The sequence below is a fragment of the Bacillus cereus group sp. MYBK15-3 genome, assembly GCF_051916765.1.
Classification (GTDB): Bacteria; Bacillota; Bacilli; order Bacillales; family Bacillaceae_G; genus Bacillus_A; species Bacillus_A cereus.
On the sequence record NZ_JBQAHG010000004.1, the window covers coordinates 30,489 to 48,078 of the forward strand.

A 17,590-nucleotide genomic window follows, 5' to 3' on the forward strand; every position below is an offset into this window, starting at 1 on the left:
GCCCCTCTATTCTTCAATATTTACAACGTGATTCCCATCAAAGAAGTATAAACATTTCTCTTTTACAGGATGTTGTAAGCTTTTCTCCAGTGCTTTTGCATATAACAAAAGCTGCACTTTATATCGATCTTCTAAAATTGGTTTCGCTTGTTCGAATCCGCCTGGAAATTTCCCTTCAATCGTATCTGTTTTGAAATCGATTAGCGTAATACCATCTTCTTCTTCAATCATGCAGTCGATAACCCCTTGGACAAGAATCGATTCCCCGCTATTCCCTTGCCAATCTTGATATGCTTCTTCTGCTGCAAGCATCATCGTAAATGGTACTTCACGCTCAACGCTTTTCGCCGCTAATACCCTTTTACCTAAGTCACTGTCAAAGAATGAAATTACTTTTTCAATCGCTATTTCTTCCGCCTGCTCGAATGTTAATAATTCCTTATTTACCATTCCAGCAATTTGCTCTTGAAGAACTTCAACCGTAATCGGCTTCTTCAAATCAACATGCTGCATAACGGCATGGACTGCTGTTCCGCGCTCTGCGTACGTTAACCCTTTTTTCTCCATAAAGCGCGGACGTGTTTTAATTGGTGCACGTAGTTTTTTAATAAAGGCGTTATCGCTACCTTCTTCAGATTGATAATTTCTCTTTATTTCTGTAACAGATTGCTTTGCACGATGAGATGTCGCATCCTCATATCCGTACTTCCACATTAATCTGTCGTACACTTCTTCTTTCCGTTCACTTTGCAGGGGAACAGCCTTTTTCTCACGAAGCGCTTCTAACAATTCTTGTTTTTCTTCTTGAACTGGCTCTGGTGCAAGTAGCGTATTACCATCCACAACTTCTACTTTCCAGCTCGTGTCATACCCGTAAATTTCATCTGGAATACTTCCTTGTCCTAATTCAAGAAGCATTTCACTATCACGGTGTCTATATAATGAAGGTGCAATCCAGTCTAAATAACAAGACGCCCCGGCACGTATATGATCTGGTAATAACCATTCACTATGTTCCCTCGCATCAAGCCATTTTTCCATTTCCTTATTTGCATCCTTAACTGTTCCAATTAAAATTAACTTCTCTTTCGCACGCGTCAATGCTACGTATAGTACGCGCATTTCTTCCGCAATTAATTCCATTTTCATTTTACGCTTAATCGCAAGCTGTGATAATGTTGTATATTTAATTCGTTTACGCGGATCGATAAATTGCGAACCGAAACCGAAATCTTTATGCAATAAGAAACGTTTCATTAAGTCTTGTGTATTAAAACGACGACCGAGTCCAGCTACAAATACAACTGGGAACTCTAACCCTTTACTTTTATGAATCGTCATAATGCGAACAACGTCTTCTTGTTCACCGAGGGCCCTCGCCGTACCCATATCATCACCGCGTTCTAAAATACGTTCAATAAAACGTAAGAAACGGAATAATCCTCTAAATGATGTTGCTTCATATTGTCTTGCGCGGTCATATAGTACGCGTAGGTTTGCCTGCCTTTGCTTTCCAGCTGGTAAACCGCCAACGAAGTCGTAATAACCTGTCTCACCGTACACTTTCCAAATTAAATCAGAAAGTGATTGTTGGCGCGCGAATTCACGCCATCCTTGCAGTAAGTTATAAAACCACTCTAATTTATCATGAAGTTCTTGCTCCTCTTCAAGTGGTGCCCCTTTTAAGAATGAGCTCATTACTTCATAAAACGAGCCTTTCTTTCCATGAGCACGAAGCGTTGCAAGTTCTTCATCGCTCAATCCAACGATTGGAGAACGAAGTACAGCTGCAAGCGGAATATCTTGCATTGGATTATCAATAACGCGGAATACGTTCATCATAATATTTACTTCCGTCGCTTCAAAGTAACCAGTCGCAAGGTCAGCGTACACTGGAATTCCTTGTAATTTTAACTCTTCCATAATTTGCGGGGCCCACGGCATGGAGCGAAGTAAAATAACGAAGTCGCGGTATTGTACTGGGCGCATACTATCATTTTTACGGTCATACACTTCATAACCTGAATCAACCATCGCTTTAATGCGCTGCGCCATAAGACGAGCTTCAAGCTGTGCTTTTTCGACTTCTGCACCTTCTTCTCCGTCTATTACTTCTTCTTCCGTTTGCTGAATGCACAGTAGTTCTGCCGCTACATCTTCACCTTCTGGATAGGTAGCACCTAACTTTAATTCAGCGTCTGCATCGTAGTCGATTTCTCCGACTTCTTCACCCATAATTTGTTTGAAGATAAAGTTCGTACCTGCTAACACTTCATGACGACTACGGAAGTTTTTCGCTAAGTCGATCTTCATTCCACCGCCCAATCCTTCTTGTGTGAAGCGTTTATATTTTCCTAGGAATAGTCCTGGTTCGGCTAGTCGGAAACGATAAATCGACTGCTTTACGTCACCAACCATGAACAAGTTTCCTTCACTCTCAGAATCTTTCGTTACGAATTTAATAATAGATTCCTGTACAAAGTTCGTATCTTGATATTCATCGACTAATACTTCAGCAAATTTATTACGATATTGGAGCGCCACTGCTGACGGATTCATTTCACCATTTTCACTTTGTTCACTTAAAATTTGTAAACAGAAATGCTCTAAATCTGTGAAATCGACCATTCCTTTATCTCGCTTCATCGCTTGGAAACGCTCTGTAAATACTTTTACAAGTTGAACAAGCTTTTCTAATACTGGGTGCATATCTTGAAAATCTCGTAAGAAACTTTCAGGTTTTCGGCTAAATAACTCTTCTTGTAATTTCTTCACTTCATCTTTCGCTTTATTACGAAGAGAGTCTACTTGTTTTACAACATCTTCATTGTAATCACTTTTCTTAATACGCTTTAACGTTTGCCACGATACATTTTGCATCGCTTCATACAAACTTGTCCACGACTCATGAGCAGCTGATGATAGCGTTCCAAGTAAAGCTAGATCTGCTTGCAGGGTTTCAATGCGAGGCGCTGGACCGTCAGGAAGCATTGCGAGTTCAGTTGCCTTACGAATATGCTGTTCCGCTGTTTCAAGCTGGAATTTCACATCTTCTAATAAATAAGAAGCATATACTAAATCTTCAATTGTCTTTCCTTCTACGTCATATGCTTCTACTAATTTATCAAGCCATTTTTCCGGATTTGGATGCGCTCTTGACTCTGTATGAAGCGCTAAAATCATACGTTGTAAGTCATCATCACTACGGTCACTCGTATAACGATCAACAAGTTCAAAGAAGATTGTATTATCTTCGATTCCGTACTCTTCTTCTAATATGTCATCTAGCACTTCTTCTTTTAACAATTCATTTTCTGTTTGATTCGCAATACGGAAACGAGGATCAACATCAAGCATGTAGTAATATCCTCTAATTACTTGTAAACAGAATGAGTGAATTGTTGAAATGGAAGCTTTATTTAATAGGCTCAGCTGCTTTCTTACGTGTTGAGAGCCTGGTTCATCAATTAATACCTTTTCTAACGCTTCCCCGATTCGGTTTTTCATCTCTTGCGCCGCTGCATTCGTAAATGTTACAACGAGCAGGCGGTCGACATCGACTGGATTCTCTTCATTAATAATCTTTTTAATAATACGTTCAACTAATACTGCTGTTTTACCTGATCCAGCTGCAGCCGCAACTAAAATATCACGTCCATTCGCTACAACAGCTTTCCACTGGTCATCTGTCCATTGACTACCTTCTGGTTTTTCAGGCCAATTTTCTATCATTCTCCGCCAACCTCCTCTCTTATTTTCTCCATCGCTTCGCTATCTTTCATATCTTTTAACGATCGGAACTGATTATCTTCAAGTGACTCATCAAATTGACAAACAGATTTGAAGTTACAGAACGTACATGCTGCTTTATTTCCCATTTTATAAGGAGCAATATCGATAACACCTTCTGTAATATCTTTTCCGATATTTTCAAACGTATGGTGTACATATTTTTGCAGTACGTTAAACTCTTGCTCACTTGCAATACTTGAACGCGCACTAAAGCTACCGTCTTTTTTCAGGCCAGCAGAAATAATATCTGAACTTCCTGTTGAAAGTTTGTTATCCATTAAACGAACAACGTCAGCATCTCCTAATACGAGTCCTTTCATTTTAAATTTCTTTAAAATTTCTTTTTCAATTTCAGCTTCAGATGCGTCACCTTTCATCTCAACGATTGGGTTATGAATATGGAAATACAATACACCAGCTGGTGATGCTGCGTGACCTTTTTTCATCCACGTCTGTGCATTCGAAGTAACAACATCTAAATACGTTAACATTTGAAGTGCTAATCCGTAATACACTTCCGTTAAATCTAACGCTTTTGAACTTGATTTATAATCAATAATACGTAAGAACGTCCCGTTTTCATCTTCTGCCTTATCAACACGGTCAATACGGCCGACAACTTCCATCTTCACACCATTTGGTAATGAGAATTCCATCGGCGGAAGTGATCCTGTACCACCCATACCGAACGGCACTTCTAAATCAACTGGTACGAATCCGCTTGACTTCGCATGTTCACGAAGAATGATTGACGTACGGAAAATGATTTGTTGTAGTTTTTGTTTTAAATAGAAATGACGGTTTGAACTTAATAAAATTTGTCGTTGTAATAACGGTGCGATTTCTTCTATTACTAAAACAGAAAGATGCTCACACTCTTTTATGGATAAATCCGCCCAAGTACGGTTTTCACGCAATAGCTTGTCCGCAATTTTCTTTAATGCCGCATGGAATAATTCGCCGATGTCCGGCGCATCAAGCTTGAAAATATCACGCTCTCTAAGCGATAAACCGTGCTGCGCAAAATGAGCGTATGCACAACGGTTAAATAGTTCCATACGAGAGACGCTTCCTTTAATTATATCTCCGTATAAATCTCTACTTACTGCTGTACTTAGTTTCTTCGCACGATTTCGATAGAATAAACTTGATAAGACGCGGCTACTTTTTTGTTTCCATTCATCTGAAGTTACGTAGAAATTATATACGTCCCACCAAAAGTCTAAATTCCCTTCAAATCCGTATCGCTTCCACGTTTGTAGTTGCTGCATAACGTAAGATAACGTTACTTCTGGCGTTGCTACGTATGAAATTTGTTCTGAACGTGATAAATCGTTTACGTCATTCGTAATAAATGAATCTTTCACATTAGGGAACATTCTTTTTATTTTCTTAATAAAGCTAGACGCAAGTAACGTCTTTCCTTCTTCATCTGCAAGCGGGCATGAAATATATAACTTCTCAGATGCTCTCGTTACCATTTGATACATAACGAACTGTTCTTCTAACAAAGTTTGTCTCGTCGTTGGCGCTAATTCAATCCCTGCTGCACCAAGAACTTCCCTTTCTTCATCAGAAAGCATACCTTCGTCCATAGGTGCTGCTGGAATAACACCCTCATTTACACCTATAATAAACGTTGCTTTCACGTCAGATAACCTGGAGTGATCAATATTAGCAATTAACACTTGGTCTAATGACGGCGGAATGTTAGCAAATTGAAGTGCCTCAAGACCTGTCGACATAACGTCCGTAAACATAGAAAGAGACATTTTCTCTTCACCAAGCATCTCTACAAACGTATCAAGAAGGCTCATTACTTCTTCCCATACTTGTTCATGATCTGTCGCAAATAAGAAATCTCCACTTTCTTCTGCACGTATACGTAATTCTTCTAGTTTTTTCGGAACATCCAGCTCTTCTAGAAATAAGTAAACTGCTTCACACATTTGCATAACTGTTCCTGCACGCTTTAACCTTTTTTGCATGCGAATAACAGGTGTTCTTACAACGTCACGTAACCTATTTATTTTCTCTTCCATTTCACGTTCACTATCTGTGATCATCCCGTTCGTATCATCAAGAGAACGATAACGGCGATACATCCATGGATCCTCTGAAGTCCACCTCTTTCCTTGTACACCGTACGCTAAACAGTAATTTTCAAATTCATCCATTTCTTCACGCATCGTTTCTTTTCTTACGTCTAATGGATATAAAAGCTCTGTTTTCACGCAGCGGAACACCGCATCATAACGCCAATTCCCACTAATAATCTCGAGTGCAGAACGAATACATTCTACTAATGGGTGGTGTGACATCGGACGCTTTTCATCGATGAAGTGTGGGATATTGTAATCTGTAAATAACGTTCGCATCACATCGTAATAACTTTCCCCATTACGAAGAAGAACCGCAATATCTCGGTAACGATAGTTTTCCTCCGCCACAAGTTTACGAATTTCACGCGCAACACCTTCTACCTCTGCTCGTAAATTCGCAGCTGTACTAATCGTTACACTCGCTTCACCGTTAAATTTTTCATTCGGACGCGCTTCATAATGAGCTTCTAAATGTGCTAATGCCGGAGAATGAAAACGCGGCTGTTCCATAAGTGGAATTGTTTTTTCAATTTCTATTTTCTCTTCACGCGCTACTTGTTTGATTTTTTCATACGTTAACGTCGTTTCATAAAATAAATCAAGTTCATTTACTGGCTGCGCTAACGTTTTTTCATCTATCGTTAACGTGATCGTAACTCTCGCTCCGCAAATCATAAGCTGTCTTACAATCTCTAACTCTTGTGGGGAAAATGAATGAAATCCATCTATATAAATTTCCGCACCATTTACATATTCAGACTGCGGAAGCTTTTCCACTAGCAATTGCAAGTAGTCTTCTGAATCTAAATATTTTCCGATTAAAGCACGTTCAAAATCATCGTATAGTAACTGTAAATCATACACTTTATTCGCTAGTAACTTTTGTTCGGCACTGCTACTATGCGCATCTAATTGTTGCCACATTTCATATACGTTAGATGGCGTTACATTGTAACGTTTAAACTCTGCAATCATACTGCCAAGATGTTCAAAGAAACCGTTTTGCTCCGCTGCTTTTTGGAACACCGATAATCCATCTTTACGAGACTCTACAATTTTACGGAGTAACATATGTACACCCGCTTCATCAATATGAAGACGACTCGCTCCGCCAACTTCTTGTAGTACCTTCCACGCTAATCGTGAAAAACTAAAAACTTGTGCCCGAATAGAACCTCTTACATCCTCACTTCCAATTAACGCCTGCTGCGTCTGGAATGTCATCTGTTCTGGCACAAGATATAATATTGTTTTCCCTCTCGGGCGTTGTTTTAACTCTTCTTGCACTTCGCGTAAACAAAGTGTACTTTTTCCACTTCCCGCTCTACCAATCACAAATCGAAGTGACATGTAACCCCACCTTTCACTTACATAACGAACGTTAGTTTGCTACTATAATTGTATTATAGTACACGAAAAAAGACAAACTGAGTTGTTTGTCTTTTCTATACTTCTACTTCATTATATCAACCTTTTGAAAAATTCGTTTGCACCTCTTGAATTGGCCAATATCGCAAATCAACTTTACCGACAACTGTATCAGCTTTTACAAAGCCAAAGTGTCTACTATCCCAGCTCCCGAGCCGGTTATCACCTACTACAAAAATAAACCCGGGTGGCACCAGCTTTTCTTTCGTTAACTCTTCTAATGTAAAGTCGCCTGTTAGTTGCCTTCCATTTATCTCTTTCTTATACTTCTCTAAATACGGCTCATCAATAAATTGACCGTTTATATATAACTTATCCTGCTTATATTCAATATGATCTCCAGGTAAACCGATAACCCGCTTTACATAGTCCTCTTTTTTATTCGCATGAAATACCACAACGTCAAATCTGTTCAAGTCCCCAACTTGATAACTCACCTTATTTACAACTAGCATATTGCCATCTTGCAATGTCGGCATCATTGACTTCCCCTCTACAACATACGTTGAAAAGAAAAACGTTCGAAAAAATACAGCTAATAATACACCAATTAAAATTGTTCGTATCCACTCTATGCCTTCTTTTTTCAAAGTTTTCTTCATCTGCTTCTCCCCTTATCCTTTAATACTGAAGCTTTCCTTTACAAAGAAGACTATTCTTAATGTAGTTCTAACTTTACTTCGATTTTCTTACCGACATACCATAAAATAAAAATACCAATCGCTACAATAACTGATTTCACTGGATTATGAATAAATGACATTAAATCATGACCGATATACGTTAAAATAAAAATCATCACAAGTTTTCCGAATGCTAACGCTAGACCAAACTGTTTTACACTAATTCGGGATAAACCAGCGACAACATTTATGAGCGCTGACGGTGTAAACGGAAAACAAAATATAACAAAAATCGGTGCGAATCCTTTCCTTTCAACCCACCCCATTGCTTTTCGTACTCTCTCATGCTTATTTACAAACGAAAAGAAACGACTGCGACCAAAATGGCGGATGATGAAAAAGACAAGTAATGCACCCATTACTGATCCAAGCCATGAATAAAGAAAACCGAGCCAAAAGCCAAATGCAACAGCATTCGCCAGTACAAATACAATAAGCGGTAATGCTGGAATCAACGCCTCTATCATCGGTAAACCAATACCAAGAAGTGGTCCGAACGCTTTATAACTCTCAACAATATGATCCATATTTTCTGGTGAAAAATACTCTTTGATTGTCTGAAAATCCATTCTACACTTTACCCCTTTACTCTAAATACTATCCCTACTGTATCATTGCTTATATGAAAGAGGAAATGGTAGATACGACATACGGAGATGTATTTATTAAAGTTTCCATATCTTTCATAAGAATTCCTTCATTATTTAGCTATGATAATCTATCAATATTCGACAGGACGTGTCGTTCGTTTTGTTATTTAGATTGTTTTTCGGTTTTTATCGGTAAATGAAATTATACTGGTGATTTTCTAAATATATCAATTACAACTCGTTTTTTCTAATATATCGCCTTATCTACAAAGACTGACTGACAAACAAAAAAAGAATGGGGATTCCCCCATCCTTTCACACTTCGCCTTCCTTCACAAAATACACCTTCTCATAAGCGGGTCTTAATGTTGATTCCTCTTTTTTATCGACCTCTTTAAAACAAGGATTCCCTTGTTTTTTCCTACGATCTTCATATTCAGTACGTAATTTCGCTGTACGATTTTGTTGATTTTCAAAACTAGTTTTTGATATTTCTAATTTCACAGCAAAGCCATTTATAAATCTAATAATAAGATTTCCATCTTCTAATTCTTTATTACTTTCAATATAAAAATGAGACAACCAAGCGCACTCTTTTCTAGAGTAAGAATAGGTAGGGAAAAAATAAAGTTGATCTGCTGGACTAATCGCAATCGGTGCTTTATGTGTAATATGAGTTAACTCTTTCGTTCCTTCTTTTCTGCCTAAGAAACTAGAGCCATGCTTGCGGCAACTTCTTTCTATAATATCTAGAGGTTTTTGAAATACGAAAAAAGAATCATTCATTTCAACGACTCGCGTAACAATTTTCTTTTCACTTAGAATAACAGGAAGTAAGGCCATCGTATTTTTCGTTACAACATAATTTTCGACATAGCGTTCCACTTTACTTTCCATACTCCATTATCTCCTTTTTTCCATTTATATTAGCAGCTGCATATATAATTTTAGCATCTATGAAAAGGAAATAGCTTACAAGTTCCGCTTTTTTACAATTTTTTATCATTTATCAAACATTTGTTAAACAATAAAATCACAATATAGAAATTAATTAATTTTAAAGTTATAAAAACAGCATTTATACTACCTATAAATATTTATTATCCATTCCTCATTTCACATCATTACAACAACTAACTTTGCTATAATTAAAATGTAAATCCAATATATGGAGGGCCACTATGGAAGAAAAAGAGATCCAACCATCGATTCAAATGAAAAATAGTAGCGTCATTATCGTGAAAAACTCAGCTAGTATTATATTCGGTTTATTTTTCATTCTGCTATTCTTTGCCAAACCGTTTCGTAAATCAAAATGTCCAGAATGTAAAAAACGTGAGAAGAAAAAATCAGGGCAAGAACAATAAAAGGCCTTCCTTTATGGAATGCCTTTTTACATTCGTAGTATCATTTTATTTATTCTTCTCCCCCCTAAAAAACGACTATATTTTCTTCCAAGGTTCTCTACATCTTTTTTGATTTGTAATATGATCCTTATATAAAACATGAGAAAGAGTATTTGTACTTGTTATCCGCTTTTAATTTTTATTAAAAAATTCAAATTTGTACATCTTTATCCATCACTAACAATTCGTTAATTAGTTAACTTTGCAATATAAGTTTTGTATATAATGTCATTCAAAAACACAATATATATAAGTAGCTATTTATAATTACATTGCTTTTTATCGAATTCTAAAAAGGAGTTGTATACTATGGATAAAGAAAATCCATTAAATCAGCAGGTTAATAGCATTCCCTCAGATGCTCTGAATACCCCTAGTAAGGAACAAGAACAACTGTTAGAAACATCATCTCAAAACGTACAAAATTCCAACAACAACGCTAACAAAAAAGATGTTACTCAAGGTCTATCTGGAAAAGATTTCCCCATTTCAACAGAGAATACAAATTTATAGTTATTTACTATCATACGCAGCAAATGCTCTTGCTGAACTAATTCTTCTACAGAAACTAATACGCATTCCAGATAATTTTTTACCAGTTGTAACATCGAAAAAGAGATTTAGATATAAAAACAGGCTCTAAAAAAACTTTCTCCACAACAAAAAAAGGATGGCATTAGCCATCCTTTTTTCCATCATCAACTATAAAATTATAGTTTGATTACGTTTTTAGCTTGAGGTCCACGGTTACCGTCTTCGATTTCGAAGCTAACTTTTTGACCTTCTTCTAAAGATTTGAAACCGTCAGTTTCGATTGCTGAGAAGTGTACGAATACGTCGTTTTCGCCTGGAACTTCGATGAAACCGAAACCTTTTTCGTTGTTAAACCATTTTACTTGTCCTGTTACTGCCATAATTATTTCCTCCTAAGAAAATACAAATTTTAAATTTTTTAGTCTTCCTGTCTAAAAAAAGAATCCACACATTATCAAATACGAAACATAAACTAGTTCTCACATACTTTTTCTCGTTCGTTTTCAGCACTTGATAACATATGGATTGCTTAATTTAACTATTCAACTGACATCATCATAGCACATTAAAATAAAATGTACAATCTTTTTCGAAAATAGAATTTCTAATTTTTAGTATTTCTTATAAAATATAATTATCTCTATTCTAAATAAGGAGGAGTTTATGACCAATAAAATTCCTAGAAAAACATTAAAAAGAATTGAAGAGGATATTGAAAATAATAATCTTGGAAAAGCAAGAGATAGATTGCATGGCCTCATCTTTACATACCCAAATGAATTACATCTTCGAAAACAACTCGGAGATATTTATTATAAATTACAATATCCAGAAATGGCTGGACGTTACTGGTATCTAGAAGAGCATAAAACAGGTATTATGCATGAATCATGTTTATTATTTGAAAAATCAATGGGAAATAGTCCTCATCATATTGCACGTGCTTTAAAGTTTAAAGGCGATTCTAACCATATAAAAGGTTTGTATAAAGATCAACCTTTATCTTCAGTGCAGAAGAAAGTAGCAGAGGAGTTAATTTATGAGTATAAAGAAACATGGAAAGATAAGCTAGTTCCTTTTGGCTGTCTAGCATTGCTTGCTTCCCTTCTCTTTTCTGCCGTTGTTGGTCTATTCACTATTTGGAATTGGATTTTTTAATCACAGGGGGAATTTTCACATGTCAAACTACGCTAAAGAAGAAAGGCTAACAGGGGGAAACGTCTCAAGCGTATATCGTTCTAAAAATACTGTTCGGCGAGAGTTAAAGCCAGACAGTGAAAAGATTCATAAGCTATTGCAACATTTAGAAAACAAAGGATTTCATTATGCTCCAAAGTTTTTAGGTGTAGATGAAAAGGATAGAGAGATTTTATCCTTTATTGAAGGAGAAGCTGGCAATTATCCTTTAAAAGAATATATGCGATCTAATGATGTATTAAAAAAAATAGCAAAGATGCTCCGCCTTTACCATGATGCTGTAAGTGATTTTCCGTTATTAGCTGATTGGAAACCGATGGATCATACTCCAAATAACATTGAGGTTTTATGTCACAATGATTTTGCCATATATAACATTATTTTTAATAATAAGAAGCCAGTAGGGATTATTGATTTCGATGTTGCTGCTCCTGGTCCAAGACTATGGGATATCGCTTATACACTCTATACTTGTGTGCCTTTAAGTAGAGTGTATTATACTGAATCCGGTGAAGCCGTTCATTATGACTCATCGCAACATGCAGATCGTATTAAAGAGAGAGTGAATTTGTTCGTTCAGTCCTATGATAAAAATATGGATGAAGATTACTTAGGAATGGTGTTGCTTCGATTAGAAGGGTTATGTACATATATGAAACGAAAAGCTCAAGAAGGCGACTTGAATTTCCAAAGAATGATCGATGAAGGACATCTAGAGCATTATGAGAAAGATATGAAGTTTATTCGTGATCATAGGGCTGAGTGGAGTTGATTTAGTAATAAAGAAAAGTTAGTATCGTTTTTTGCCGACAACTCAATCTCTCTTTTCGAATCGTTTAGAAAATAACAAGGGGCACCTTTCAAAAAGGTGCCCCTTCCTTTTATTTCGTAAACTGTGCTTCTTCCGTAGATCCTTTTAACGCTGTCGTTGATGAAGTTCCGCCTGTAATCACTTGTGCCACTTCATCAAAGTAGCCTGTTCCTACTTCGCGTTGATGACGTGTTGCAGAGTAGCCATGTTTTTCAGCTGCGAATTCTGCTTGTTGTAGTTCAGAGTATGCTGCCATGCCGCGCTCTTTATAGCCACGTGCTAGTTCAAACATACCGTAATTTAATGAATGGAATCCAGCAAGTGTTACGAATTGGAACTTGTAACCGTAAGATGCGATTTCCTTTTGGAAGCTTGCAATTGTTTTTTCATCTAGTTTTTGTTTCCAGTTGAATGAAGGTGAGCAGTTATATGCAAGTAGCTTCCCTGGATGCTCCTTATGAATTGCGTCCGCAAATCGTTTTGCATCTTCTAAATTTGGTTCTGACGTTTCACACCAAACGAGGTCTGCGTACGGTGCATACGCTAAACCGCGCGCAATTGCTTGATCAAGACCTGCATTCGTACGGTAAAACCCTTCTGGTGTTCTTTCTCCTGTAATAAATGCTTTATCAACAGGATCAATATCGCTCGTAATTAAATCAGCTGCATCCGCATCTGTTCTTGCAACGATAATTGTCGGCACTCCCATTACATCTGCTGCAAGGCGTGCAGAAATTAAATTGCGTACTGCTGTTTGCGTTGGTAGTAGTACTTTTCCGCCTAAATGGCCACATTTTTTCTCTGAAGATAATTGATCTTCAAAATGCACACCTGATGCACCTGCTTCAATCATACCTTTCATCAGTTCGAATACATTTAATTGCCCACCAAATCCAGCTTCTGCATCTGCTACAATCGGTACGAAATAGTCTGTATCATCGCTTCCTTCCATATGCTGAATTTGATCCGCACGTTGAAGCGTTTGATTAATTCGTTTTACTACAGCAGGTACGCTGTTCGCTGGATATAAACTTTGGTCTGGATACATATGCCCAGAAAGGTTTGCATCAGCTGCTACTTGCCAACCACTTAAGTAAATCGCTTTTAACCCAGCTTTTACTTGTTGCATCGCTTGGTTTCCTGTTAATGCGCCAAGTGCGTTAATATAGTCTTCTGTATGAAGCGATGTCCAAAGCTTCTCAGCACCACGACGCGCTAACGTATGTTCAATATCAATTGACCCGCGCAGGCGAATTACATCTTCTGCCGAATATGGACGTGTGATACCTTTCCAACGCTCATCTAATTCCCAGCTTTCTTGTAACTTCTCGATTCTTTCGTTTTTCATTTGTTCCATCCCCTTTTCATTTTTTATAAAATTTCATAACCCGGTAATGTTAAAAATGGTACGAATTCATCATTTCGAACGAGATTTGTAAACAACGTTGTCGCCTCTTGGAATCTCCCTTTCTTAAAGGCTTCCTTACCAATCTCTCTTTCTATTTTTGCTAATTCTTCTTCTTTTAATTCTTCCATTAATTCAAGCGTAATATTACGACCATCATTTAGTTTTCCACCTTCATGACGAATCCATTGCCATACTTGTGCTCTTGAAATTTCAGCTGTTGCCGCATCTTCCATTAAGTTATAAATGGGTGCTGCTCCCCGTCCGCTTAACCAAGATGCAATATATTGAATACCTACGCTAATATTCATGCGAAGGCCCTCTTCTGTAATCGTTCCCACTGGTACCTCTAGTAAATCGCTTTCTGTTACACATATTTCTTCACGTTTTCTAAAAATTTGATTTGGTGTTTTCATAATGTGATTAAACACTTCCATTGCAACCGGTACAAGTCCAGGGTGGGCAACCCAAGTCCCGTCATGACCGTCTAAAGCTTCGCGTTCCTTATCAGCACGCACTTTTTCAAAAGCTGCTTCATTTGCTTCTGGATTATTTTTAATCGGAATTTGTGCCGCCATTCCTCCAATTGCTGGTGCATTACGGCGGTGACATGTTTGAATTACTTTCAAAGAATACGAACGCATAAATGGCGCCGTCATCGTGACTTGTGCTCTATCTGGTAGTAAGAATTTATTATGATTACGGAAACTCTTTAAAAAGCTAAAAATATAATCCCATCTTCCGCAGTTTAAGCCAGCAGAATGATCTTTTAGCTCATACAAAATTTCATCCATTTCAAACGAAGCGTGAATCGTTTCCAGTAACACAGTTGCTTTAATCGTTCCATTTGGAATGCCGATATATTTTTGAGCAAATACGAATACATCATTCCATAATCTCGCTTCTAAATAACTTTCCATTTTCGGTAAGTAAAAGTATGGGCCGCTCCCTTTTGCTAAAAGAGCTTTCGCATTATGGAAAAAGTACAAGCCGAAGTCTACTAAGCTACCCGACATATTTTCCCCATCAACTTGCATATGCTTTTCCTCTAAATGCCATCCTCTTGGACGTACAATGAGTACAGCTGTTTTCTCATTTAATCTATATTCTTTCCCTTTATCATTTTCATGTGAAATCGTTCCCTTTACTGCATCTCGTAAATTGATTTGACCTTCCACTGCATTTTCCCAAGTTGGTGAATTCGAATCTTCAAAATCCGCCATAAAAAGATGCGCTCCTGAATTTAAAGCGTTAATGACCATCTTTCTATCTACCGGTCCAGTAATCTCTACACGGCGATCCTCTAAGTCTTTTGGCAGCTTGGCAATTGTCCAATCCGCTTCACGTATGTGTTTTGTTTCTTCTAGAAACTTCGGAAACTCCCCTGCATCAATTCTCTTTTGTTTTTCTACACGTTTTTGTAAAAGTTCTATGCGGCGCTCATTAAAATTCTCATGTAGTTCCTTCAAAAAACTAAGCACCTCAGGTGTCAATATTTCGCTGTACGCTGGTAACATTTCTCCAACGAGTGTAACCCGTGAAGTTTGCGTCGACATATTAGCATCCCCTTCTTAAACTGTTTTATAACAGATTTGATTTCATGTTTTATATTATATAACAAATCTTCAGAAAAGGAAGTTTTTTTTGAAAATTCATTTCGCTTTTTTTCAAAACGCCATTCTTTCGCGCTTTATTTCATACAAAAAAGGCCGCTGTTATACAACAACGACCTTTTTGTATTATTTTTGAATTTCACTTTGACTAGTTAAACTTTATTACTGCCCTTGTTCCATATCATGCAATATTGCTCTATGTAAAAACTGTGCGTATTGTTCTCTCGTTACCTTCATAGACGGACCGAATTTACCTTCTCCGATTCCCAGTGTAATACCATTTGTTTGTACTGCACTAATTGCATTCGTTGCCCATGAATTTGCTGAAACATCATTAAAGTTATGAGATCCCTTTGCCTGTAGGTCAAAAGCATTCGTAAGAACTTGTGCCATTTCCGCACGCGTTAACGTCGCCTTCGGTCTAAAGTTTCCATTCTCGTCTCCCTGGAAAATTCCGATTTCCGTTAGAGCCAATATCTCCTCGATAAAGCTTGTTGAATTTTCATCGATATCTCCATATGGGTTTTCATATTCATCTTGTTCTTCCATATCAAACACACGGTAAATTAAAGCTGCAACTTGCTCACGTGTTACATTATCCCCAAAACCGAATATTCCATCGCCATATCCCAAAATAATTTCTTGTTCCGCTAATTCATGAATTGCCTCATATGCCCAATGTCCTTTTGGTACATCTTTAAATACAATTGTATTTGCTTTTTGCAACGGTGCACTTTCCGCTTTTACACTATTACTCTCTGCTGAGAATAACACCCCACCCATAATTGTTAATGCTGTAGCTGTTTTTAATAATTTTTTGCTCATCAAATTATCCCCCCAATATGTATATGTTTTTTTAAAAATATACAGAATAAATGGTATAGTGACAATATATTTTCCGACACATTTCGTGACGGTTTTGTGAATCATATTACACATCATGTCTTTTTCATCGGGTTGATTATAAAGCTTGTTTATAACCATAAAAATACATAAATACGAATAATAATTCTTTTTTAAACAAACAAAAAAGCACAAATTTTTCTATTTGTGCTTTCATATTTCACTCTACTTCCAATCCTCTTTCAAATGATAATTAATAATCGCATTATTAATAAACTGAGCATATTGTTCTCTAGGTACAGGGCGATTTAATTCATACATGCCATTCCCAGTTCCTCTCACAACATTATTAGATTGTAACGCACTAATTGCATCTTCTGCCCAGTGACCTTTTGGAATATCTTTAAATGTATGTTTTTGTTTCGTTTCAAAATTAAATGCTCGTTTTAAAATGACAGCCATTTCCGCTCTAGAGATTGGTGCTTTCGGCCTAAAATCCCCTTGGCCATCCCCTGTAAAAACACCACGTTTTGTTAACGCTAAAATTTCCTTTTTAAAAGTGGTTGTACTATCAGAAACATCTTTATATGGATTCGCTACTGGCCCTTCTTCTTTTATCTCAAGTGTTCTGTAAATAGTCCCAGCTACTTGTTCACGTGTTATAAGATCGCCAACACCATACTTCCCGTTTCCATACCCTAATATAATTTTATGATACGCTAAATCCATAATAGCATCATATGCCCAAAATCCGTATGGAACATCTTCAAACACAATCATTTGTGGATACTCTTCCGCTTTTACAGGTGTCACATTCGCCCCTGCAAATATACCTCCTGCCATTGTCGCAATCATCATTACACCCAATATTTTTTTCTTCATTATCCTCTCTCCCTATTTCATTCAAATAAAATGAACTTCATTGTTTCAGGAGTACTATTTTTTTTGTGAATGTAAGATAAAATGCAAATCTTCTAGAAGAAATATTTCCACTACCTTTCTGCTTTATACCCCCTTCTTTCTTTTTCAAAAAGGAAGTTGTCACATCTAAGGTGTTATATACTAAAACATTCTACAATCTCTTTATAAATTCCTTTTCACTTTATAACTTCCCTTTATTGGCACCTAAAGGAGATGCCTAATGGAGATTACTATATTCATGGTTTATATTTCAGAGGTAGCATCC

The 17,590-nt window shown here is 37.0% G+C and carries 14 protein-coding genes; 4 read left to right on the forward strand and 10 right to left on the reverse strand.

From position 1 onward, the window contains the following. Positions 1–6 precede the first annotated feature (6 nt). The 5 genes from addA to ACTFR8_RS17620 all read right to left on the reverse strand — a co-directional run bounded on the left by addA (position 7) and on the right by ACTFR8_RS17620 (position 9,492). On the reverse strand, positions 7–3,732 hold the full coding sequence (addA, locus tag ACTFR8_RS17600; protein ID WP_252209876.1) for a helicase-exonuclease AddAB subunit AddA: 3,726 nt from the start codon (positions 3,730–3,732) through the stop codon (positions 7–9). Then, on the reverse strand, positions 3,729–7,244 hold the full coding sequence (gene addB / locus ACTFR8_RS17605; RefSeq protein WP_000058598.1) for a helicase-exonuclease AddAB subunit AddB: 3,516 nt from the start codon (positions 7,242–7,244) through the stop codon (positions 3,729–3,731). Before addB ends, addA begins: the two co-directional genes overlap by 4 nt. Before the next feature lie 116 nt (positions 7,245–7,360). Next, complete coding sequence (gene lepB / locus ACTFR8_RS17610) at positions 7,361–7,924, reverse strand: signal peptidase I (RefSeq protein WP_000751910.1); 564 nt, start codon at positions 7,922–7,924, stop codon at positions 7,361–7,363. Positions 7,925–7,980: 56 nt separating this feature from the next. Further along, complete coding sequence (locus ACTFR8_RS17615) at positions 7,981–8,574, reverse strand: TVP38/TMEM64 family protein (protein WP_000347518.1); 594 nt, start codon at positions 8,572–8,574, stop codon at positions 7,981–7,983. Positions 8,575–8,910: 336 nt separating this feature from the next. Further along, entirely contained in the window at positions 8,911–9,492 is a 582-nt protein-coding gene (locus ACTFR8_RS17620; RefSeq protein WP_000444439.1) for a competence protein ComK, read from the reverse strand. Positions 9,493–9,776: 284 nt separating this feature from the next. Between ACTFR8_RS17620 and ACTFR8_RS17625 the strand changes: the two genes are divergently transcribed. Both ACTFR8_RS17625 and ACTFR8_RS17630 read left to right on the forward strand, forming a co-directional pair. Beyond that, a complete protein-coding gene (locus ACTFR8_RS17625) occupies positions 9,777–9,962 on the forward strand; it encodes a hypothetical protein (RefSeq protein WP_000391373.1) in 186 nt (61 codons plus the stop codon). A gap of 348 nt (positions 9,963–10,310) precedes the next feature. Further along, positions 10,311–10,514 (forward strand): hypothetical protein, encoded by a 204-nt coding sequence (locus tag ACTFR8_RS17630; RefSeq protein WP_000356922.1) that lies wholly within the window; start codon positions 10,311–10,313, stop codon positions 10,512–10,514. Between the two features lie 197 nt (positions 10,515–10,711). Here the strand turns inward: ACTFR8_RS17630 and cspA are convergent, their stop codons facing one another. Continuing rightward, on the reverse strand, positions 10,712–10,915 hold the full coding sequence (gene cspA / locus ACTFR8_RS17635; protein ID WP_000301518.1) for an RNA chaperone/antiterminator CspA: 204 nt from the start codon (positions 10,913–10,915) through the stop codon (positions 10,712–10,714). A gap of 283 nt (positions 10,916–11,198) precedes the next feature. Between cspA and ACTFR8_RS17640 the strand changes: the two genes are divergently transcribed. Next, positions 11,199–11,693 (forward strand): DUF6584 family protein, encoded by a 495-nt coding sequence (locus ACTFR8_RS17640; protein WP_000182395.1) that lies wholly within the window; start codon positions 11,199–11,201, stop codon positions 11,691–11,693. Positions 11,694–11,712: 19 nt separating this feature from the next. Continuing rightward, positions 11,713–12,504, forward strand: a complete 792-nt coding sequence (locus ACTFR8_RS17645) for a phosphotransferase (protein WP_003312665.1) — start codon at positions 11,713–11,715, stop codon at positions 12,502–12,504. A gap of 109 nt (positions 12,505–12,613) precedes the next feature. Here the strand turns inward: ACTFR8_RS17645 and aceA are convergent, their stop codons facing one another. From aceA to ACTFR8_RS17665, 4 genes are all read right to left on the reverse strand, one after another. Next, positions 12,614–13,891, reverse strand: coding sequence for an isocitrate lyase (gene aceA / locus ACTFR8_RS17650; RefSeq protein ID WP_000787346.1), 1,278 nt, complete (start codon positions 13,889–13,891; stop codon positions 12,614–12,616). A gap of 23 nt (positions 13,892–13,914) precedes the next feature. Next, positions 13,915–15,504 carry a malate synthase A gene (gene aceB / locus ACTFR8_RS17655; protein ID WP_100619422.1) on the reverse strand — a complete coding sequence of 530 codons (1,590 nt, stop codon included), beginning with the start codon at positions 15,502–15,504 and terminating at the stop codon, positions 13,915–13,917. Positions 15,505–15,723: 219 nt separating this feature from the next. Next, a complete protein-coding gene (locus tag ACTFR8_RS17660) occupies positions 15,724–16,491 on the reverse strand; it encodes an S-layer homology domain-containing protein (RefSeq protein ID WP_113710744.1) in 768 nt (255 codons plus the stop codon). Positions 16,492–16,629: 138 nt separating this feature from the next. After that, positions 16,630–17,286, reverse strand: coding sequence for an S-layer homology domain-containing protein (locus ACTFR8_RS17665; protein WP_000727094.1), 657 nt, complete (start codon positions 17,284–17,286; stop codon positions 16,630–16,632). Between the last annotated feature and the right edge of the window lie 304 nt (positions 17,287–17,590).

Coding starts and splice junctions, on each gene's coding strand:
- ACTFR8_RS17620 (WP_000444439.1), bottom strand. CDS start 9,492: ATGGAAAGTAAAGTGGAACGCTATGTCGAAAATTATGTTGTAACGAAA.
- addB (WP_000058598.1), bottom strand. CDS start 7,244: ATGTCACTTCGATTTGTGATTGGTAGAGCGGGAAGTGGAAAAAGTACA.
- addA (WP_252209876.1), bottom strand. CDS start 3,732: ATGATAGAAAATTGGCCTGAAAAACCAGAAGGTAGTCAATGGACAGAT.
- ACTFR8_RS17660 (WP_113710744.1), bottom strand. CDS start 16,491: ATGATTCACAAAACCGTCACGAAATGTGTCGGAAAATATATTGTCACT.
- ACTFR8_RS17630 (WP_000356922.1), top strand. CDS start 10,311: ATGGATAAAGAAAATCCATTAAATCAGCAGGTTAATAGCATTCCCTCA.
- aceB (WP_100619422.1), bottom strand. CDS start 15,504: ATGTCGACGCAAACTTCACGGGTTACACTCGTTGGAGAAATGTTACCA.
- lepB (WP_000751910.1), bottom strand. CDS start 7,924: ATGAAGAAAACTTTGAAAAAAGAAGGCATAGAGTGGATACGAACAATT.
- ACTFR8_RS17665 (WP_000727094.1), bottom strand. CDS start 17,286: ATGAAGAAAAAAATATTGGGTGTAATGATGATTGCGACAATGGCAGGA.
- ACTFR8_RS17640 (WP_000182395.1), top strand. CDS start 11,199: ATGACCAATAAAATTCCTAGAAAAACATTAAAAAGAATTGAAGAGGAT.
- ACTFR8_RS17615 (WP_000347518.1), bottom strand. CDS start 8,574: ATGGATTTTCAGACAATCAAAGAGTATTTTTCACCAGAAAATATGGAT.
- aceA (WP_000787346.1), bottom strand. CDS start 13,891: ATGAAAAACGAAAGAATCGAGAAGTTACAAGAAAGCTGGGAATTAGAT.
- ACTFR8_RS17645 (WP_003312665.1), top strand. CDS start 11,713: ATGTCAAACTACGCTAAAGAAGAAAGGCTAACAGGGGGAAACGTCTCA.
- ACTFR8_RS17625 (WP_000391373.1), top strand. CDS start 9,777: ATGGAAGAAAAAGAGATCCAACCATCGATTCAAATGAAAAATAGTAGC.
- cspA (WP_000301518.1), bottom strand. CDS start 10,915: ATGGCAGTAACAGGACAAGTAAAATGGTTTAACAACGAAAAAGGTTTC.